The 20,994-nt window shown below is 65.2% G+C and carries 10 protein-coding genes and 1 tRNA gene; 6 read left to right on the forward strand and 5 right to left on the reverse strand.

The features are described 5' to 3' along the window. Nucleotides 1-63: 63 nt before the first annotated feature. On the reverse strand, nucleotides 64-825 hold the full coding sequence (locus tag B0E46_RS05625) for an NAD kinase (RefSeq protein ID WP_077554793.1): 762 nt from the start codon (nucleotides 823-825) through the stop codon (nucleotides 64-66). A gap of 105 nt (nucleotides 826-930) precedes the next feature. After that, entirely contained in the window at nucleotides 931-5,862 is a 4,932-nt protein-coding gene (locus B0E46_RS05630; RefSeq protein ID WP_077554794.1) for an NAD-glutamate dehydrogenase domain-containing protein, read from the reverse strand. A gap of 562 nt (nucleotides 5,863-6,424) precedes the next feature. Between B0E46_RS05630 and B0E46_RS05635 the strand changes: the two genes are divergently transcribed. Beyond that, nucleotides 6,425-7,609, forward strand: coding sequence for an efflux RND transporter periplasmic adaptor subunit (locus B0E46_RS05635; protein WP_077554795.1), 1,185 nt, complete (start codon nucleotides 6,425-6,427; stop codon nucleotides 7,607-7,609). A gap of 13 nt (nucleotides 7,610-7,622) precedes the next feature. After that, nucleotides 7,623-10,802 carry a multidrug efflux RND transporter permease subunit gene (locus B0E46_RS05640; protein WP_077554796.1) on the forward strand — a complete coding sequence of 1,060 codons (3,180 nt, stop codon included), beginning with the start codon at nucleotides 7,623-7,625 and terminating at the stop codon, nucleotides 10,800-10,802. Nucleotides 10,803-11,001: 199 nt separating this feature from the next. Here the strand turns inward: B0E46_RS05640 and B0E46_RS05645 are convergent, their stop codons facing one another. Next, nucleotides 11,002-12,162: an acyl-CoA dehydrogenase family protein gene (locus tag B0E46_RS05645; RefSeq protein WP_077554797.1), complete on the reverse strand. Its 1,161-nt coding sequence runs from the start codon at nucleotides 12,160-12,162 to the stop codon at nucleotides 11,002-11,004. Nucleotides 12,163-12,389: 227 nt separating this feature from the next. Here B0E46_RS05645 and B0E46_RS05650 point away from each other — a divergent pair, with 227 nt between their 5' ends. The 3 genes from B0E46_RS05650 to metH are packed head-to-tail and all read left to right on the forward strand — an operon-like array spanning nucleotide 12,390 to nucleotide 17,152. Continuing rightward, complete coding sequence (locus tag B0E46_RS05650; protein WP_077554798.1) at nucleotides 12,390-13,319, forward strand: metalloregulator ArsR/SmtB family transcription factor; 930 nt, start codon at nucleotides 12,390-12,392, stop codon at nucleotides 13,317-13,319. 34 nt (nucleotides 13,320-13,353) lie between these two features. Continuing rightward, nucleotides 13,354-14,439 (forward strand): homocysteine S-methyltransferase family protein, encoded by a 1,086-nt coding sequence (locus B0E46_RS05655; protein ID WP_077554799.1) that lies wholly within the window; start codon nucleotides 13,354-13,356, stop codon nucleotides 14,437-14,439. Nucleotide 14,440: 1 nt separating this feature from the next. Then, a complete protein-coding gene (gene metH, locus B0E46_RS05660) occupies nucleotides 14,441-17,152 on the forward strand; it encodes a methionine synthase (RefSeq protein WP_077554800.1) in 2,712 nt (903 codons plus the stop codon). 60 nt (nucleotides 17,153-17,212) lie between these two features. Here the strand turns inward: metH and B0E46_RS05665 are convergent, their stop codons facing one another. Continuing rightward, complete coding sequence (locus tag B0E46_RS05665; protein WP_077554801.1) at nucleotides 17,213-17,554, reverse strand: lipid-A-disaccharide synthase N-terminal domain-containing protein; 342 nt, start codon at nucleotides 17,552-17,554, stop codon at nucleotides 17,213-17,215. A gap of 163 nt (nucleotides 17,555-17,717) precedes the next feature. On the opposite strand from B0E46_RS05665, the gene B0E46_RS05670 reads away from it, so the two are divergent. Further along, a tRNA-Val gene (locus B0E46_RS05670) sits at nucleotides 17,718-17,792 on the forward strand. 143 nt (nucleotides 17,793-17,935) lie between these two features. Here B0E46_RS05670 and B0E46_RS05675 read toward each other — a convergent pair. Continuing rightward, complete coding sequence (locus B0E46_RS05675; protein ID WP_077554802.1) at nucleotides 17,936-20,872, reverse strand: GGDEF domain-containing protein; 2,937 nt, start codon at nucleotides 20,870-20,872, stop codon at nucleotides 17,936-17,938. Between the last annotated feature and the right edge of the window lie 122 nt (nucleotides 20,873-20,994).

Below are 20,994 nucleotides of genomic sequence, written 5' to 3' on the forward strand. Positions count from 1 at the left end.
TCCTCACTCCTCACTCCTCACTCCTCACTCCTCACTCCTCACTCCTCACTTCTCGCTGTCAGCTCATTCCGCCGCGAACTGCTCGTCGAGGATGCGCTGTTCGAGATTGTGCTCCGGATCGAACAGCAGGCGCACACCTTGGCCGCCGGATTGCCGGATCGCCACCGTGCGTACGTCGCGCACCTCATGGAAATCGGCGGTGGCGCTGACCGGGCGCTTGCCCGGATCGAGCACACGCAGGATCACCTCGGTGCGGTGCGGCAGGATCGCGCCGCGCCAGCGGCGCGGGCGGAACGGGCTGATCGGGGTGAGCGCCAGCACGTTCGCGTCCAGCGGCAGGATCGGACCATGCGCGGACAGGTTGTAGGCCGTGGAGCCGGCCGGCGTGGCGACCATGATGCCGTCGCAGACCAGGTTCGCCAGCTTCACGGTGTCGTTGAGTTGCACCTCCAGATGCGCGGCCTGGTTGCTCTGGCGCAGCAGCGAGACCTCGTTGAAGGCCAGCGCCGTGTGTTCGTTGCCGCCCGCGTCGGTGACCTGCATCTGCAGCGGGAACAGCGAGGCAGTATGGGCACGCCCGATCCGCTCCGGCAGCCCATCGAGCTTGTGCTTGTTCATCAGGAAGCCGACCCGGCCCAGCTTCATCCCGTAGACCGGCACTTCCAGCGCACGATGCGCGTGCAGGGTGCGCAGCATGAAGCCGTCGCCGCCGAGCGCCACGATCAGCTCGGCCTGTTCGGGTGCTACCTCGCCATAGCGATCCACCAGCTTGCGACGTGCCTGCTGGGCGACGCTGGTGTCACTGGCGACGAAGGCAAAGCGCATGCACGGCAACCAGGCGATGAGGTCAGCTGAGATTACACAGCATCAAGGCGCAAGACCATGATTGATCCTGCGCCTTGATGGCTCACTTCCTCAACCTACGCCGGCTCAGTTCACCGGCACCTGCGCCAGCTGGGCCAGCCGGCGTACCGCCACCGAGGCGATCGGGTAGTCGGCATTCTGGGTGAGGATTTCCGCCAGCATGCTGCGGGTGTACTGCAGCGTGGCATCGTCGCGCTGCAGCCATGCCTGCACCGGTGAAACGTCCTTGCGCTCGCCGGTCAGGCTCAGCACCTGCAGGGCCAGTGCGCGATGCTGGTGGTTGAGCTCATCCAGCAGCGAGCCGCGCGCCTGTGCGTGCCAGTGGCCTTCGACCGGCAGCGCCTCGATCTGGCTGCGCAGCCACTCCAGGTCGAGCGCCTCGCCCAGCTCGAAGAACACCGAGGCCACCTTCTCCACCGGCTGCCCGCTCTGTTGCGCCACTTCGGCCATGTCCAGCGCCGCACGCAATTCCGGCAGGCGGGCCAGCCGCAGGGACAGGTCGGCGGGCAGGTCGAGCCCTTCCCATTTCTCCTGGGTGCAGGAGAAGTCGCCCTTCCCGGTCGGCGTCAGCACCTCCGGCAATGCCTTGCGCAGGGCCGACACGCCCGCCTGATAACGCTCGACATTGGCGGCGATGTCCAGCGTGCCGCCCGGACGATTCAGCAGCCAGCGGGTCATGTGCCGCAGCAGCGACCAGATCTGCTTGATCGCGTCGATCTGGGTGTCCTCGGCCACCTTGCTGTCGAGTGCCTCGATCTGCGACCACAGCTCGCGCGCCTCGATGATCTCGCGTGCCGCGGTGTACGCCTTGGCGATCGCCGCCGGGCCCTGGCCGGTGTCTTCCTGCATGCGCATCATGAAGGTGGCGCCCATGCGGTTGATCGTCGAATTGGTCACCGCGGTGGCGATGATCTCGCGCTTCAGGCGATGGCGCTGCATGTGCTCGGCGTACTTTTCGTGCAGCGGCGCCGGGAAGTAGCGCACCAACTCCTTGGACAGGTACGGGTCTTCCGGTACGTCGGAATCCAGCAGCTGCTGGAACAGGCGCATCTTGTCGTACGACAGCAGCACCGACAGCTCCGGCCGGGTCAGGCCCAGGCCGCGGCTCTTGCGCTCGGTCAGCTCGGCCTCGGACGGCAGGTTCTCGACCTGGCGGTCCAGCGTGCCCTCGGCCTCCAGCGTGCGGATGAAGTGCGCCATCGAGCCGAGGCGGCTCACCGACTGGTGCTCCATCAGGGTAATCGCCTGGTTCTGCCGGTAGTTGTCCCACAGCACCAGCTGGCCGACCTCGTCGGTCATCGCGGCCAGCTGGGTGTTGCGCGCCGACTCGGTGAGCTCGCCGCGCTGCACCGCATCGTTCAGCAGGATCTTGATGTTCACCTCGTGGTCGGAGGTGTCCACGCCGGCGGAGTTGTCGATGAAGTCGGTGTTGAGCAGCACGCCGTGCTGGGCCGCCTCGATGCGGCCCTTCTGGGTCATGCCCAGGTTGCCGCCCTCGCCGACGATCTTGCAGCGCAGCTCGGCGCCGTTGACGCGCAGCGCGTTGTTGGCGCGATCGCCCACGTCGGCATGCGTTTCGGCGGAGGACTTCACGTAGGTGCCGATACCGCCGTTCCACAGCAGGTCGACCGGTGCCTTGAGGATCGCGCTGAGCAGGTCGCTCGGCGCCAGTTGCGTCACCTCGGGCTTGAGGCCCAATACCGCGCGCACTTCGGGCGAAATCGGGATCGACTTCGCACTGCGCGGATAGATGCCGCCGCCGGCCGAGATCAGCGACTTGTCGTAGTCGTCCCAGCTCGAGCGCGGCAGCTTGAACATGCGCTGGCGCTCGGCGAACGAACGCGCGGTATCCGGGTTCGGATCGAGGAACACGTGGCGGTGGTCGAACGCCGCCAGCAGGCGGGTGTGCTCGGACAACAGCATGCCGTTGCCGAACACGTCGCCGGACATGTCGCCGATGCCGACGCAGGTGAAGTCCTGCGTCTGGCAATCGCGGTTGAGCGAGCGGAAGTGGCGCTTGACCGACTCCCACGCGCCCTTGGCGGTGATGCCCATGCCCTTGTGGTCGTAGCCGTTGGAGCCGCCGGAGGCGAACGCGTCGCCCAGCCAGAAGTCGTGTTCGATCGAGATCGCATTGGCGATGTCGGAGAACGTGGCGGTGCCCTTGTCGGCGGCCACCACCAGATAGGGATCGTCCGCGTCGTGGCGTACCACGTCGTGCGGGTTCACCACCTTGCCTTCGACCAGGTTGTCGGTGATGTCGAGCAGGCCGTTGATGAACAGGCGGTAGCAGGCGATGCCCTCCGCCAGTTGTGCATCGCGGTCACCACCGACCGGCGGCTTCTTGACGAAGAAGCCGCCCTTGGAACCGACCGGCACGATCACCGTGTTCTTGACCATCTGCGCCTTGACCAGGCCCAGCACTTCGGTGCGGAAATCCTCGCGGCGGTCGGACCAGCGCAGGCCGCCGCGCGCCACCGCGCCGAAGCGCAGGTGAATGCCCTCGACGCGCGGGGCGCAGACCCAGATCTCGCGGTACGGCACCGGCTTGGGCAGCTCGGGCACCAGGTGCGAGTCGAGCTTGTAGCTGATGTAGTCGCGATAGGCGCCGTTCCATTGCTGGAAGAAGCTGGTGCGCAAGGTGGCGCGGATCATGGCGACGAAACTGCGCAGGATGCGGTCCTCGTCGAGGCTGGCGACGTTTTCCAGCAGCACGCCGATCGCGCTCTCGACGATCTGGATCTGCTCGTCGCGCGGCTTGGACAACGCGGCGCCGAGGCCATCGATCAGCCCAGGCTGCGCGCTCTGCACGTTGGCCGGGATCAACGCCTGCATCTCGGCCACCAGGGTCGCGCTGGCGGCCTTCAGCTCATCGGCGGAAAGCGATTCGCGACGCGGGTCGAACTTCGCCAGGAACAGCTCCACCAGCAGGCCGGCGATCGCCGGATAGCGGTTGAGGGTCTCCTCCATGTAGGACTGCGAGAACGTCGCGCCGGCCTGCTGCAGGTATTTGCAGTAGCCGCGCAGCATCGACACCTGGCGCCAGTTGAGCTTGGCGCCCAGCACCAGCCGGTTGAAGCCGTCGTTCTCGGCATTGCCGCGCCAGATCTGCTCGAACGCATCCTCGAACAACGCACCGACCTGCTCGACGCCGAAAGTCAGCTTGCCCGCCGGCTGCACCTCGAAATCCTGGATCGACAGCGACCTGTTCTCGCCGGGGATCTCGTAGACATGCTCGGTGAGCACGCGCAGGCCGAGGTTCTCCAGCTGCGGCAATACTTCGGAAAGCGCGATGTCGCCGCCCGAGCGGTACACCTTGAAGCGCAGCGTCTCGGGCGCCTTCGGCGGGTGGTAGAACGACATCCGCAGGGCGTTGTCGCCGTTCAGCAGCGACAGCTGGTGCACGTCCTCGGCGGCGGCCGCCGGACTGACATCCTCGACATAACCGGCCGGCAGCGCACGGGCATAGCGGTTGGCCAGCACCACGCCCTCGTGGTCGCCGCGCGCACGCACCAGCGCATCGCGCACGTCGTCGTGCCAGTTGCGCACGATGGCGGCGACGCCCTGCTCCAGCGCGGCCAGGTCGTACGAAGGCTGATCGCCGATCTTCGGGCGCGCGACGATGGTCAGGCGTGCCAGCGCGGCCTCGCCCATCTGCACCGAGGAGTCGCTCTGCTCGGCATGCAGCGCCGTACCCAGCAGCGCCTCGATGCGCTCGCGCACCGCGGTGTTGAAGCGGTCGCGCGGCACGAACACCATGCAGCTGAAGAAACGGCCGTAGCGGTCACGCCGCACGAACAGTCGCGTGCGGACGCGCTGGCGCAGTTCGAGGATGCCCATCGCGGTGGCGAACAGCTCGTCCTCGCTGCTCTGCAGCAGCTCCTCGCGCGGCAGCGTCTCCAGGATGTGGCGCAGCGACTTGCCGGAATACGAATCGCGCTTGAGCGCCGAGCGGGCCAGCACGGCCTCGACCTTGTGGCGCACCAGCGGCACGTCCTGTGGACGCACCATGTAGGCATTGGAAGTGAACAGGCCGAGGAAGCGCTGCTCGGCCACCGCCCTGCCGTTCGGGCCGAATTTCAGCACGCCGATGTAATCCATGTAGCCGGCGCGGTGCACGTGCGAGCGCGCATTGGTCTTGGTCAGGATGATCGCGTCGGTCGAACCGGACTGCGGCAGCTCGCTGGCCGCCAGGGTGCGCAGCGAGCGCGGCGCCATCGAGCGGTCGGTCTTGCGCAGGATGCCCAGCCCGGACGACTCCACCGAGCGCAGCACGCGATCGCCGTCGGCCTCGGAGACCTCGTACTCGCGATAACCGAGGAAGGTGAAATTGTCGTCGGCGATCCAGCGCATGAATTCGCTGGCTTCCTGCACCGACGCAGCATCCAGTGGCAGCTGGCGCTGCGGCAGGTCGGCGGCGATCGCCAGCGCCTTGTCGCGCATCGCCGCCCAGTCGTTCACCGAGGCGCGCACGTCGTCCAGCGCGGTTTCGACCTGTGCCTTGAGCTGGGCGAGTTCCGCATCGTCGGCGACGCGGTCGATTTCGAAATGCATGACCGACTCGGGCACGCCGGCCTCGTCGCCGAGGCTCTGCAACTGGCCGGAAGCATCGCGCACCACCTTCAACACCGGGTGGATCACCGCGTGGATCTGCAGCCTGTTCGACGCGATCATGCTCACCGTATCGATCAGGAACGGCATGTCGTCGGTCACGATCTGCAGCAGGCTGCGGCCGGCATGCGTGCCCACCGGATTGAGCACGCGCACCGAGGCGCGTCCGGCAGGACGCTGCTGCATGAATTCCAGCAGGCCGCCGACCACGGCCGCCCACTGCGTCGGCGTGTGCAGATCCGTGTCGCTGCTGGCGATGCGCGCGAAGAACGCCTGGCAAAACACCTGGGCCTCGTTCAATCGCTGCGGCGACATGCCGCCTTTCTTCAGCTCATCAAGCACAACAGACGGAAGGGGAAGATCGTTCGCCGCGAGGGTCGCATTCATGGCATCTACTTGTCAGTGGAGACGAGGATAGGGAATGTGGGTAATAAAGCCTTGGAAGGATACCCCCCGCGTCAGGGCGAATCCACCCGCGGCGCCCCGATTCACACCATGCCCACGCGCATGGCATCGGTGTCTCGATGAGCTCTTGCAATCATCGGGCGCCGGGCGCTTCAGGCACGCAACGTCTGAGCAGACTCAGCGTGCAAACCGCGACGCCGCACTGCGCACCAGCCTTGCCGTTCGGCATGATGCCGGGCTAGACGCGGCAGCGACGTGACATGCAAGCGGCAACGCTGCTCGTTTGCTCAGATCGTCGCGACCGTGTCAATGACTGGATTCGCGGCACGAATAAAATGTAAACTGATCGGTATAGTCTTGGTTCACGGCGACGCCGCAGCACTGCTGCGACACGATCATGGACTTGAGGATGACCCGACCAGCCATGGCCAGGCCAACCAATGACACAAGACAGGCGGGTCGCGATGCAGTATCTGGTTGACGGATTTGCTGCGCGCACCACGACGCCACCCATTCCCCCGATTACGCAAGTCCTGGAGCTCTCATGAAGTCCTCTCTACTGCGCACACCTATGCTGTGCCTGAGCCTGCTGACGCTGGCCGCCTGCGGCCAGGGCAAGACCCAGGGGCCGCCGCAGATGCCGCCACCTGCAGTAGGCGTGATCACGGCGCAGCCGCAGAGCTCGCCGCTGACCCAGAACCTGGTCGGGCGACTGTCGCCGTACCGCAGCGCCGATGTGCGTGCGCGGGTGCCCGGCGTGCTGTTCAAGCGCAACTATGACGAAGGCACCGACGTCAAGAAGGGCCAGCTGCTGTTCCAGATCGACCCGGCTCCGCTGAAGGCGGCACTGGATTCCAGCATGGCCGCGCAGGCCCAGGCCCAGGCCACCTACACCAACAACAAGACCACCGCACAACGTCTGCAGGCGCTGGCGCCGAAGGGTTACGTCTCGCAGACGGACCTGGACAACGCACTGGCCGCCGAGCGCACCGCCGCAGGCGCCTTGCAGGCCGCACAGGCCAATGTGCAGGCGGCCCGCCTCAATCTGGGCTATGCCAACGTGGTCTCGCCGATCGACGGCCGCGCCGGCCAGCAACAGGTCACCGAAGGTGCGCTGGTGGGCCAGGGCGATACCACCCTGCTGACCACGGTCGACCAGATCGACCCGTTGTATGTGAACTTCACCATGAGCGTGGCCGCGATGGAGCAGATGCGTCGCGCCCAGAGCAGCGGCAATGTCACGCTTGCCGATCCGGACAAGGCCAACGTGCAGGTCACCATGCCCGACGGCAGCGTATACGGCGAACAGGGCGTGCTGGATTTTTCCGATACCACGGTCAATCCGGCCACCGGCGCGGTCAATCTGCGCGCGATCATTCCGAACCCGAAGCACACCCTGCTGCCAGGCATGTACGTGACGCTGCAGGCCACCCTCGGCCAGCAGCACAAGGTGTTCCTCATCCCGCAACAGGCGGTGCAGCGCGACACCATCGGTGCCTATGTGATGACTGTCGGCAGCGACGGCAACGTCGTGCGCAAGAACATCACCACCACCGACATGTCCGGTGGCAACTGGGTGGTCAGCGACGGCCTCGCCGCTGGCGACCAGATCGTGATGTCCGGCCTGCAGAACGTGAAGGCCGGCGCACCGGCCAAGGCCAGCCCATGGCAGGCACCCGCCAGTGGCGCATCCGCCAACGCTCCGGGCCCAGCCCCGAGCGGCAAGTAACGGAGCGCCGATCATGCCGAGTTTCTTCATCGACCGCCCGATCTTCGCCTGGGTGGTGGCGATCCTGATTTCGCTGGGCGGTGTCCTGGCGATCCTCAACATGGGCGTGGAATCGTACCCATCGATCGCGCCGCCGCAGGTGGTGGTCAACGCCACCTATCCGGGCGCCAGCGCCGACACCACCGAAAAAACCGTCACCCAGGTGATCGAACAGCAGCTCACCGGCATCGACCACCTGCTGTACTTCAGCTCGTCGTCCAGCGCCAGCGGCAGCTCCAGCATCACGCTGACCTTCGAGACCGGCACCAACCCGGACATCGCTCAGGTGCAGGTGCAGAACAAGGTGGCCCTGGCCACGCCGCGCCTGCCCAGCCAGGTGACCCAGCAGGGCGTGGTGGTGGCCAAGGCCAACGCCGGCTTCCTGATGGTGGTGGCGCTGAAATCGGACAACCCGAGCATCGACCGCGACCGCCTCAACGACATCGTCGGCTCGCAGGTGCTCGACCAGATCTCGCGCGTGCCCGGCGTCGGCAGCACCCAGCAGTTCGGTGCCGAGTACGCCATGCGGATCTGGCTGAACCCGGACAAGCTGCAGGGCTACAACCTGTCGGCCACCCAGGTACTCGCCGCGATCCAGGCGCAGAACGTGCAGTTCGCCGCCGGCTCGCTCGGCGCCGATCCGGCCATCCCAAGCCAGGGTTTCACCGCCACGGTCTCGACCGAAGGCCGCTTCACCACGCCGGAGCAGTTCGCCGGGATCATCCTGCGCGCAAATCCGGATGGCACCACGGTCACCCTGGGTGACGTGGCACGCATCAGCTTCGGCCCGAACGGCTACGGCTTCGACACCACCTGGGACGGCAAGCCGATCGGCGCATTCGCGATCCAGCTGCTGCCCGGCGCCAACGCGCTGGACGTGGCCACTGCGGTACGCGCGAAGATGGACGAACTGGCCCCCAGCTTTCCGCAGGGCGTGAGCTGGTTCAGCCCGTACGACAGCACCAGCTTCGTCAAGATCTCGATCAACGAGGTGGTGCACACCCTGGTCGAGGCGATCATCCTGGTGTTCCTGGTGATGCTGCTGTTCCTGCAGAACATCCGTGCCACGATCATCCCGACCCTGGTGATTCCGGTCGCCCTGCTCGGCACCTTCCTCGGCATGCTGGCGCTCGGCTTCACCATCAACCAGCTGACCCTGTTCGGCATGGTGCTGGCGATCGGCATCGTGGTGGACGACGCGATCGTGGTGATCGAGAACGTCGAACGCATCATGACCGAGGAACACCTGTCGCCGAAGGAAGCCACGCGCAAGGCGATGGGCCAGATCACCGGCGCGGTGGTGGCGATCACCGTGGTGCTGGCGGCCGTGTTCGTACCCTCGGCGCTGCAGCCCGGCGCCTCCGGCGTGATCTACAAGCAGTTCGCGCTGACCATCGCCGTCTCGATGGGGTTCTCCGCGTTCCTTGCGCTGTCGTTCACGCCTGCACTGTGTGCCAGCTTCCTGCAGCCGGAGCACGACAAGAAGAAGAACATCGTCTTCCGCAAGTTCAACGAACTGTTCACCTGGACCACCAAGACCTACACCGGCCATATCGGCGGTGCGGTGCGCCATGCGCCGCGCTGGATGCTGGTGTTCGTGCTGATCGCGATACTGGGCGGCTTCCTGTTCACGCGCCTGCCCGGCAGCTTCCTGCCGGAAGAGGACCAGGGCTATGCGCTGTCGGTGATCCAGCTGCCGCCGGGCGCCACCAAGCAGCGCACCAGCGAGGTGATGGCGCAGATGCGTGCCATCCTCGACAAGGACAACGCGGTCGAAGGCGTGCTGCAAGTCACCGGCTTCAGCTTCATCGGCTCGGGCGAGAACGCCGGCATGGCCTTCATCAAGCTGAAGGACTGGGCCAAGCGCGACGTGACGGCGGCACAGTTCATCCAGCGTGCGAACCAGTCGCTGTACCAGATCCACGACGCACGCATCTTCGTGGTCAACATCCCCACGGTGCAGGGCCTGGGCCAGTTCGGCGGCTTCGACATGTACCTGCAGGACCGTGCCGGCGCCGGTCGCGACGCGCTCACCCAGGCGCGCAACACCCTGCTCGGCAAGGCCGCCCAGGATGCGCTGCTGACCGGCGTACGCCCCAATTCGCTGGAAGATTCGCCGCAGTTGAACCTGAGCGTGGATCGCGTGCAGGCGCAATCGATGGGCCTGCAGGTGGGCGATGTCTACAACGCGATCAGCCTGATGCTGGCGCCGGTGTACGTCAACGACTTCACCTACGGCGGCCGCGTCAAGCGCGTCATCATGCAGGCCGATGCACCCTACCGCATGGGCCCGGAGGCGCTGCAGCACATCTTCACGCCCAGCAGCTCGCAGACGAACAGCGACGGCACGCCGGCGATGATTCCGCTGTCCAACGTGGTCCACCCGACCTGGCAGGTCGGCTCGCCGTCGCTGACCCGCTACAACGGCTACTCGGCGGTGGAGATCGTCGGCTCGCCGGCACCGGGGCATGCCTCGGGCGAGGCGATGAACGAGATGCAGAAGATCGTCACCGACGACCTGCCCAAGGGCTACGGCTACGACTGGACCGGCCAGTCCTACCAGGAAATCCTCTCCGGCAATGCGGCCACGCTGCTGATGGTGCTGTCGATCGTGATCGTGTTCCTGGCCCTGGCCGCGTTGTACGAAAGCTGGTCGATCCCGGTCTCGGTGCTGCTGGTGGTGCCGCTGGGCCTGCTCGGCACGGTGGTGTTCACCCTGCTGCGCGGACTGCCCGACGACATCTACTTCAAGATCGGCCTGATCACGGTGATCGGCCTGGCCGCGAAGAACGCGATCCTGATCGTCGAGTTCGCGGTGGAACAGCAGCAGCACGGCAAGACCCTGCGCGATGCCGTGGTCACTGCGGCCCGGCTGCGACTGCGGCCGATCCTGATGACCTCGCTGGCATTCATCCTCGGCGTGTTCCCGCTGTTCATCTCCAGCGGTGCCGGCGCCAATGCGCGTCATGCGATCGGCACCGGCGTGATCGGCGGCATGCTGTTCGCCACCTTCCTCGGCGTACTGCTGATCCCGGTGTTCTACGTGGTGGTGCGACGCCTGCTCGGCGACAAGCTGGACGGCGATACGCCTGCGGCTCCGCAAACCACGAGCGGCATGCAATCGTTCGATTCGGATCCGCGTCGCGGAGCGTAAAAACGAGAAGTGAGAGAAAGGGCTGCACTCCTCCAGCCCACCGCCAGACCAAAGTAAAAGGCCCCGGCGCAAGCCGGGGCCTTTTTGTTCGTCGCGAGACAACGGATCGCGAGTTTCTCTTCGCTGCTTTCTTACTTCGGAGCCGCCGTGGATACCGGGAGCACGAGATTTCTCTCACTCCTCTCCACTCACTCCTCGCTCAACGCAGACCCGTCTCGGCCCGCGCGATCACCATCCGTTGGATCTCGCTGGTGCCTTCGTAGATCTCGGTGATCTTGGCATCGCGGAAGTAACGCTCCAGCGGCATCTCCTTCGAATAGCCCATGCCGCCGTGGATCTGCACCGCCTGGTGGCTGATCCACATCGCCGCCTCGGATGCCGTGAGCTTGGCCACTGCCGCCTCGGTGCCGAAGCGGCCGCCGTGCTTTTCGGTCTCGCCCTTGGTCCACGCCGCACGCAAGGTCAGCAGGGTCGCCGCATCCAGCTTGCACTTCATGTCGGCGATCTTGGACTGGGTCATCTGGAAGGTGCCGATCGGTGCACCGAACGCCTTGCGGTCGCGCGACCACTGCAGCGTGGCCTCGTAGGCGGCGCGGGCGATGCCCACGGCCTGGGAAGCAATGCCGATGCGGCCGGCATCGAGCACGCCCATCGCGATCGAGAAGCCCTTGCCTTCGTCGCCCAGCAGGTTTTCCTTCGGACAGACGTAGTCGGTGAACTCGATCTCGCAGGTGGCCGAGGCGCGGATGCCGAGCTTCGGCTCGCTCTTGCCGGCGTGGAAGCCCGGCAGCTGGGTATCGATGATGAAAGCCGACACGCCCTTGGCACCGATGCCCGGGGTGGAGATCGCGAACAGCACGATGTAGCGCGCCACCGGGCCGGAGGTGATCCAGCTCTTCTTGCCGTTGATCACCCAGTCGCCGTTGGCGTTCTTGCTGGCGCGGGTATGCATCGCCGAGGCGTCGGAGCCCGATTGCGGCTCGGTCAGTGCGTACGCGCCGATCGCTTCGCCCTGGGCGATCGCACGCACGTACTTCTGCTTCTGCTCCTCGTTGCCATGCTTGAGGATGCCGTTGCAGAACAGCGAATTGTTCACCGACATGATGGTCGAGGTGGCTGCGTCGGCCGCGGCGATCTCGATCATCGCCAGCACGTAGGCGATCGGGTCCATGCCCGCGCCACCGTACTCATGCGGCACCTCGATGCCCATCAGCCCGAGCTGGCCCATCTCGCGGATGTTGTCCAGCGGAAACTCGCCCTTGGCGTCCAGTTCGGCCGCCACCGGCACGATGCGCTTCTGCGCAAAATCGCGGGCGATCGACTGGATCGACAACTGGTCTTCAGTAAAACGGAAATCCATAGGGGGCTCCAGCGGTCGGATTGAAGTAAGCCTTCCATTTTAACCGGGAGCCGGGGTTGGTGACCAATGGCGGGGACGCATCGCCAATGCCTGGTGAGGCCAGCCGCGCCACCCGTTTTCAATGTCCTCGCCATGGCGCCGTCACTTGCACCTGCCTGGCCGCCCTTGACGCTCCGGCAAACCAAGGCCAGACTTGTTATCTCTTTATCGCGATACAAGGATGACCAATGGATCTGGCGACCGCCTCCAGCGTGTTGCGCCTGCTGGCCGACCCCACCCGCGTGCGCCTGCTGGCGCTGCTCGAACATGAAGAACTCACCGTGGCCGAGCTGGCTGCCGTGCTGCACCTGGCGCAACCGCGCGTATCCACCCATCTGGCCAAGCTGAAGGAAGCCGGGCTGGTGCGCGACCGCCGCGCCGGCGTGTCCGCGTATTACCGCGCCAACAACGAGGGCGACGAAGCCCAGCACAGCCTGCTCGTCTCGCTGCGCGACAGCATCGACGACGCCTTGTTGCGCGAGGACAGCGCGCGCCTGCCCGGCGTGCTGGCGAACCGCGCCCGCGAGGAAGGCTGGGCCGACACCGTCGCCGGGGACATGGAACGCCACTACTCGCCCGGCCGCACCTGGGAGACGCTGGCGCGGTCGCTGCTGCAGTTGCTGGGTACTGGCGATGTACTCGACATCGCCTCCGGCGACGGCATCACCGCCGAGCTGCTGGCACCGCATGCGCACTCGATCGTATGCGTGGATTCGAGCGAACGGGTGGTCGAGGCCGCGGCAAAGCGCCTGAAATCCTTTGCCAACGTGCAGGTTCGCCTGGGCGACATGCACGCGCTGGAGGTGGGCGAGCAACGTTTCGACCTGGTGTTGATGCTGCACGCGCTGACCTATGCCGAGCATCCGGCACAGGCCGTAGCCGAAGCCGCACGATTGCTGCGCCCCGGCGGACGCCTGCTCGCGGTGACGCTGGGCCAGCACGACCATCGTGCCGCGGTCGAACCGTTCGACCACCGCAATCTCGGCTTCAGCAGCGAACAGCTCGATGGCTACGCGCGCACCGCAGGCCTCGACGTGCTCAGCTGCACCCGGCTGAGCCGCGAACGCAAGGCGCCGCACTTCGAAGTGATCAGCCTGCTGGCACGCAAGCCGTCTTGAACCGCCGTTTCACCGCTTAACCGAAGGACGAACGATGAGTACCCTGCCCTGGCTCCATCCCGAACGTGTCGCCCTGCTGGAGCAGGCGCTGCGCCGGCGCATCCTGATTCTCGACGGCGGCATGGGCACCATGTTGCAGGCACATGAGCTGGATGAACATGGCTTCCGCGGCGACCGTTTCGAGCATGGCCACGATGGTCATGCGCCCGCCCATGAACATCCCGGCGGCTGCGACCTCAAGGGCAACAACGACCTGCTCACCCTGACCAAGCCGGAGATCATCCGCGGCGTGCACGAGGCCTATCTGGAAGCCGGCGCCGACCTGATCGAGACCAACACCTTCAACTCGACCCGGATCAGCCAGGCCGACTACAAATTGCAGCATCTGGCCTACGAATTGAACCTCGAAGGCGCCCGGCTGGCCAGTGCGGCGTGCGACGCGATGACCGCGAAAACGCCGCACCAGCCGCGCTTCGTGATCGGCGTGCTCGGTCCGACCAGCCGCACCGCGTCGTTGTCGCCGGACGTCAACGACCCCGGCTTCCGCAACGTCACCTTCGAGGAGCTGGCCGAGAACTACACCGAATCCGCCAACGGCCTGATCGACGGCGGCGCCGACGTGATCATGGTCGAGACGATCTTCGATACCTTGAACGCGAAGGCCGCGCTGTTCGCGCTGAGCGAGCTGTTCCACCGGCGCGGCGCACGGATGCCGGTGATGATCTCCGGCACCATCACCGACCGCTCCGGCCGCACCTTGTCGGGCCAGACCGCCGAGGCGTTCTATTACTCGGTACGCCACGCGCGGCCGCTGTCGGTGGGCTTCAATTGCGCGCTGGGTGCGGAGGATCTGCGCCCGCATGTGCAGACGCTGGCGAACATCGCCGAGAGCCATGTCAGCACCCACCCGAACGCCGGCCTGCCGAACGCATTCGGCGAATACGACGAATCGCCCGAACACATGGCCGGCATCATCGGTGGCTTCGCCCGCGACGGCCTGCTGAACCTGGTCGGCGGCTGCTGCGGCACCACGCCAGCGCACATCAAGGCGATCGCCGAGGCGGTACGCAACCATCCGCCGCGCGCCCTGCCGTCCGACGCCGAAGCGGAGGCCGCATAAGATGGCGCGTCACACCCGCCGACACACCCGTTTGTCGGGCCTCGAACCGCTGGTCATTACGCCCGACCTGCTGTTCATCAACGTCGGCGAGCGCACCAATGTCACCGGCTCGGCGCAGTTCAAGAAACTGATCAAGGAAGAGCGCTACGACGAGGCCGTGGAAGTAGCCCGCCAGCAGGTCGAGAACGGCGCGCAGGTCATCGACATCAACATGGACGAGGGCCTGATCGATTCCGAGGCGGCGATGACCCGCTTCGTCAACCTGATTTCGTCCGAGCCGGACATCGCCCGCGTGCCGTTCATGATCGACTCGTCCAAGTGGACGGTGATCGAGGCCGGCCTGCGCTGCCTGCAGGGCAAGGGCATCGTCAACTCCATCTCGATGAAGGAAGGCGAAGCGGCCTTCCTCGAACACGCGCGCAAGGTGCAGCAATACGGCGCCGCCGCGGTGGTGATGGCGTTCGACGAACAAGGCCAGGCCGACACCTGCGCACGCAAGGTGGAGATCTGCTCGCGCGCCTACGAATTGCTGACGAAGGAACTCGACTTCCTGCCCGAAGACATCATCTTCGACCCGAACATCTTCGCGATCGCCACCGGCATCGAGGAGCACAACAATTACGCGGTGGATTTCATCGAAGCCACCCGCGAGCTGAAGAAGCGCTTTCCGGACTGCCACATCTCCGGCGGCGTCTCCAACGTGTCGTTCTCTTTCCGTGGCAACGACACCGTGCGCGAGGCGATCCACTCGGTGTTCCTGTACCACGCCATCAAGGCCGGCATGGACATGGGCATCGTCAACGCCGGCGCGCTGGCGATCTACGACGACCTCGACGCCGAACTGCGCGAACGCGTCGAGGACGTGGTGCTGAACCGCCGCGACGACGCCACCGAACGCCTGCTGGAGATCGCCGACAACTACCGCAAGAAGAAGGGCGAAGTCGTCGTCGAAACCCTCGCCTGGCGCGAGAAGCACGTGCGCGAACGGCTCAGCCACGCACTGGTGCACGGCATCGACCAGTACGTGGTGGAGGACACCGAAGAAGCGCGCCAGCTTTCCACACGTCCGCTCGACGTGATCGAGGGGCCGCTGATGGACGGCATGAACGTGGTCGGCGACCTGTTCGGCGCCGGCAAGATGTTCCTGCCGCAGGTGGTGAAATCCGCCCGCGTGATGAAAAAGGCGGTGGCCTACCTGCTGCCCTTCATCGAGGCGGAAAAGCTGCGCACCGGCGACGTCGGCAAGAACAACGGCAAGATCATCATGGCCACGGTCAAGGGCGACGTGCACGACATCGGCAAGAACATCGTCGGCGTGGTGCTCCGCTGCAACAACTTCGAGGTGATCGACCTCGGCGTGATGGTGCCGGCGCAAAAGATCCTGGAGACCGCGATCGCCGAAAACGCCGACATGATCGGCCTGTCGGGCCTGATCACGCCGTCGCTGGAAGAGATGAGCCAGGTCGCGCGCGAGATGCAGCGGCAGGATTTCCACATCCCGCTGCTGATCGGCGGCGCCACCACCTCGCGCGCGCATACCGCGCTGAAGATCGAACCGCACTACAAGGCCGGCACGGTGTGGGTGAAGGATGCCTCGCGCGCGGTCGGCGTGGCGCAGTCGCTGGTCAGCAAGGATCTGGTCGACGACTTTCTCGCCAAGGTGCGCGCCGACTACGCCGACGTGCGTGAGCGCCATCGCAATCGCGGCCCCGGCAAGCAACTGGTGCCGCTGGCCAAGGCACGCGCGCAGCGCTTCAGCTGCGACTGGGCCGCGTACGAGCCGCCACAACCGAACCAACCCGGGATCACCGTATTCGACGATTACGACCTGGCCGCGCTGCGTCCGTACATCGACTGGACGCCGTTCTTCCAAGCGTGGGAGCTGGCCGGCCACTACCCGGCCATCCTCACCGACGAGGTGGTGGGCAAGCAGGCCAGCGAGCTGTTCCGTGACGCGCAGGCGATGCTGGACAGGATCGTCGCCGAGAAATGGCTGAGCGCCCGCGCCGTGATCGGCCTGTGGCCTGCAGCCAACGTGGGCGACGATGTCGAGGTATACCAACTCCCTTCTCCCGCAGGCGGAAGGAAAACACTCGCCACCTTGCACAGCCTGCGCCAGCAGGCCGACAAGCCGATCGAACGGCCGAACCTGTGCCTGGCCGATTTCATCGCACCGAAAGAGTTCGACAAGCCCGACTGGCTCGGTGCCTTTGCGGTCACCGCCGGCATCGGCATCGAGTCGCATCTGGCGCGCTTCCAGGCCGATTACGACGACTATTCCGCGATCATCCTCAAGGCGCTGGCCGACCGTCTCGCCGAGGCCTTCGCCGAGCATATGCACGAGCGCGTGCGCCGCGAGTTCTGGGGCTTCGTGCCGGACGAATCACTCGACAACGACGCACTGATCGCCGAGAAATACCGCGGCATCCGTCCGGCGCCCGGCTATCCGGCGTGCCCCGACCACACCGAAAAAACCGCCCTGTTCGCCCTGCTCGACGTCACCCGCAACACCGGCATCGAACTGACCGAAGGCTTCTCGATGTACCCCGCCGCCGCCGTCTCCGGCTGGTACTACTCGCACCCCGACAGCCAGTACTTCGTGGTTGGCCGGCTCGGCAAGGAACAGGTCGAGGACTACGCCAAGCGCAAAGGCTGGACCGTGGCCGAAGCCGAACGCTGGCTGGCCTCCAACCTCGACTACGAACCCGAATGAATCAACCCCGGCAACTTCTAGCGTGATGCCGGGCGGCCAGACACGCCCGCCCGGTCCAGGTCACTCGATCGTGTCGCCGGTAATGCTGTTCTTGTGATGGCGCAGGTGCACGATCAAGTTGTAGACCGAGACGAAAGCCGGGAAGAAGTTCGAGATGATGCCCACCGAGTCGTTCTTGCCGATGGTGAAGTAAGACAGCAACAGCGCGCTACCCAGCACCGACAGCCACCAGAACGACAGCGGCATCACCACCCGCTTGTGCTTGCGCGTGTAGTACAACTGCACGAACCAGCGACTGGTGAACATCACCGAGCCGAGCAGGCCGACGATCTTCCACGGCGTCAGCTGGAAATGCTGCAGCGCGTGCAGGATGTGGGCAAGTTGAGTGCTGAGAAAGTCCATGGTCGGGCGCTTTGGCATTTGGAAGAACGGCGAGTTTACAACCCGCCACCCGTGCCGCCGCCCAGTCGGCCCGCGTCCCGGCGACGCACACCGTCCGCGAACGAAAACAGGCATCAACCATTGACCCGTCCCGCGACTCCCCCTAGAATGCCGCGTTCTCGGCGGGCGATTAGCTCAGCGGTAGAGCACTGCCTTCACACGGCAGGTGTCGCAAGTTCGATCCTTGCATCGCCCACCACTTGAGCACCATGTCTGAAGCCACCCCAGGGTGGCTTCTTTCATTGGTGCTTGAGGAAAGCGCGCAACATGCCCCCGGTACACTCGGGAATGTGCACGAACTTATCCAAGTAGTTGCCCCTCTCAAAGCAAGCCAGTCCGGCATCACGCCATGAAACTCACACCCGTCAGCCAATGCGCCAGCGGGGCCGGCGCGCCAAGCAGGTAACCCTGCCCGTACTGGCAGCCCATGGCCAGCAGCTGGTCACGCTGTGCCACCGTCTCGATACCCTCGGCGACCACGAACAGGTCCAGCGCGCGCCCCAGGGCCAGAATGGCACCGACGACCGCATTGCTGCCGTTGTAGGCGCTTCGATTCAGCGAATGCACGAAGGACTGGTCGATCTTCAACTTGTGCAGCGGCAATGTGTGCAGGTAGCTGAGCGAGGAATAGCCGGTGCCGAAATCGTCCAGTGCTGCACGCACACCGGCCACGTCCAGCCGTTCGAGCATGGTGCGTACGCGCTCGGTATCGTCCAGCAACGCACCTTCGGTCACCTCGATGACCAGTTGCTCCCGTTCGATTCCCGACCGATCGAGCAGCGACAGCAACCGCTGGTCGAAATCGGGATGGCGCAGGTGCAAGGGTGAGACATTGATGGTCAGGAACCTTCCTTGCGTGTTGAGCGCCAGGAAACACTCGAAGGCACGGCCGAACAGGAACCAGTCGATCTCCTCGAGGTAACCGAAGTCCTGCGCGACGCGCAGGAAATCGTTCGGCGCCAGCAGCCCGCGGCTGGGATGGTTCCAGCGCAACAACGCTTCATAGCCCACCACCTGGCCATCCGCCAGGCTCAGGATCGGCTGGAAATAAGGCTCGAATTCGCCATGCTGGAGCGCGTGGCGGATCTCGCGTCCCAGCGTGAAGATGTCCACCGTCACTTGTGTCAGTGACTTGTCGAATATCGCGTAGCGCTTGCGTCCGAGTTCCTTGGCGCGATAGAGCGCGATGTCGGCGTCGTGCAGCAGCGCATCCGCGTCGGTGTAGCTGCTGTCGCCCACGGCAATGCCCATGCTGACGGAAGGCTCCAGCTCCTTGCCGGCGATGCGCGTGGGCTCGCACAGCACGCTCATCACCCGCTGGGCGATCTCCTCCACCCGGGCGGTGTTCGCGACGTCCTCGATCAGGATGGCGAATTCGTCGCCGGAGAGCCGGGCCGAGATATCCGGCTCATTGATGCAATAACGCAGACGTTGCGCGATCACCTGCAGGAACGCATCCCCGGCGAGGTGGCCCAGCGTGTCATTGACCAGCTTGAAGCGATCGACATCCAGGTACATCAGCACGCAGTGGCGCCCGATTTCGTTCTGCATCACCGCCAGACGACGTTCCAGCTGTTCGCGCATCGCGGTCCGGTTCGGCAGCCCGGTCAGCGTGTCATGCAACACCTGGTGGCGAAGTTGTTGCTGGGTCTTCTCGCGGCGCGCCACTTCGGCGTGCAGCTCCCGCGTACGCTCCGCAACGCGCTGCTCCAGCCTGGCATTGGCATGCTGCAACGCCGTCGCGGCGCGCCGACGATAGATGCTGTTAGCGATCTGCATGGCCACGAATTCCAGCAGATCCCTGTCCGCCTCCCCGTAACTGCTGTCGCTCTTGTAGCTCTGCACCGCCACCAGCCCGATCACGACCTCGTCGACCCGCAGCGGCACCCCGAGCCAGCATGCCGGTGGCCGGCCGGCGGTCACCGGCGTCATCTCGCCGGCTCGCGACAACGCCTCGATATCGCTGGCGCTGCCCAGCCAGGAGCTGCCACGCCGCAGCACATACTCGCTGATCCCGCGACCGAGCGGCCGCGAGGTCTCGCGCCGCACGCCACCATCGACGTAGTAGGGAAACTCCAGTCGCTGCGAGTCGTCGCTGACCAGGGCAATGAAGAAATTCTCGGATTCAAGGAGCTGTCCGACCGCCGCATGGACGTGCGCGTAGAAGTCCTCTTCGGCAAGATCCGATGTGGCCAGTTGCGCGAGCTGGAACAGCGTCACCTGCAGCTGCACGGCATGCTGGCGTTCGATCACTTTCTGCCTGAGTTCGCGATTGAGCATGTCCAGCTGCTGGGTACGCTGACGCACCCGACGCTCCTGGTCGTCCATGGTGCGCTTGCGTTCGAGCACGGCAAGGATGTGATTGGCCACGAACATCAGCAGCGTGCGGTCATTCTCGGAGTACTCCATGCCCGGCCGGTAACTCTGCACAACCAGTGCGCCCTGCACCTCGCCGTTGCGCACCATCGGCACGCCCAGCCAGTCGACGCTTTCCGGGCCGAACGATGCCGAGGTGCCATTGACCTGCGCATCCAGTTCCTGCGGACTTCCCATCAACGACTTGCCGGTGGTCAACAAGTGCCAGGTCAGACTGCCGCGGCGACTTTCCAGCGGCATCTCGCACGCAGTGTCCGGTCCGTGCAGATCGACCGTGTCGACGAAGTACAGGAAGTGCACCGTCTGGCGGACGCTGTCATATCGCACGATGTAGAAATTCTCGGCATACATCAGCTGGCGGATGATCCCGTGGATGCCGCACAGCAGGTCAGGCATGTTCTGATCCGATCCGGCCAGTTCGGATATGGCGAACAGCGCCTTCTGCAGGTGCTCCGAGCGCTCCAGCTGCTGCTGCGCATCGCGCAGTTTCTCCAGCTCGAGTACGTGGGCCAGATGACGGCCGGCCACCTGCAGTCCGGGCAGCAGGGTCGACTGCAGTTCGTCCACCAGCGGACGCGTGCGAAAGTCGACCAGCAAGGCGACGGGAAGCTCATGCGAGAGACGGAACGCCCAGCGCAGGCCGTCTGGTCGGGCCTGCATATTTTCGCCGCTGTTCAAGAAGCTTCTTGCAAACACCCTCTGATCGGCATGGACGGCCGTTGCCGCATCGGGCAACTCGTCCGTCCAGATCAATCTGGCCGATTGGCAAGCGGAATGTCTGCCGGCCAACGCCAATAGCTGCTCGCTCACCGCCTGCACCGTCATTGCATCGATCAGGCCTTCCAGCCACGCCGCATCGATCGGCACCTGGCATGCTGAAGCTTGCTGTTGGAGGTGGCTCATTGGTGGTGCTCCATGACGACACACCCGATCCCTGGATCCAGCTCGACACGAAGCCCCCCGGCCCCGACCTCATGTTACCAAGCAGTGACTGCCTGTCCAGCTGCGATCCGAAGTGCCCGCTC

The organism is Rhodanobacter sp. B04 (genome assembly GCF_002001125.1).
Taxonomy (GTDB): Bacteria; Pseudomonadota; Gammaproteobacteria; order Xanthomonadales; family Rhodanobacteraceae; genus Rhodanobacter.

Bases quoted from the DNA above. Each gene is read 5' to 3' on its own strand.
- metH (WP_077554800.1), top strand. From the start codon at position 14,441: ATGGCGCGTCACACCCGCCGACACACCCGTTTGTCGGGCCTCGAACCG.
- B0E46_RS05630 (WP_077554794.1), bottom strand. From the start codon at position 5,862: ATGAATGCGACCCTCGCGGCGAACGATCTTCCCCTTCCGTCTGTTGTG.
- B0E46_RS05640 (WP_077554796.1), top strand. From the start codon at position 7,623: ATGCCGAGTTTCTTCATCGACCGCCCGATCTTCGCCTGGGTGGTGGCG.
- B0E46_RS05665 (WP_077554801.1), bottom strand. From the start codon at position 17,554: ATGGACTTTCTCAGCACTCAACTTGCCCACATCCTGCACGCGCTGCAG.
- B0E46_RS05625 (WP_077554793.1), bottom strand. From the start codon at position 825: ATGCGCTTTGCCTTCGTCGCCAGTGACACCAGCGTCGCCCAGCAGGCA.
- B0E46_RS05645 (WP_077554797.1), bottom strand. From the start codon at position 12,162: ATGGATTTCCGTTTTACTGAAGACCAGTTGTCGATCCAGTCGATCGCC.
- B0E46_RS05675 (WP_077554802.1), bottom strand. From the start codon at position 20,872: ATGAGCCACCTCCAACAGCAAGCTTCAGCATGCCAGGTGCCGATCGAT.
- B0E46_RS05655 (WP_077554799.1), top strand. From the start codon at position 13,354: ATGAGTACCCTGCCCTGGCTCCATCCCGAACGTGTCGCCCTGCTGGAG.
- B0E46_RS05650 (WP_077554798.1), top strand. From the start codon at position 12,390: ATGGATCTGGCGACCGCCTCCAGCGTGTTGCGCCTGCTGGCCGACCCC.
- B0E46_RS05635 (WP_077554795.1), top strand. From the start codon at position 6,425: ATGAAGTCCTCTCTACTGCGCACACCTATGCTGTGCCTGAGCCTGCTG.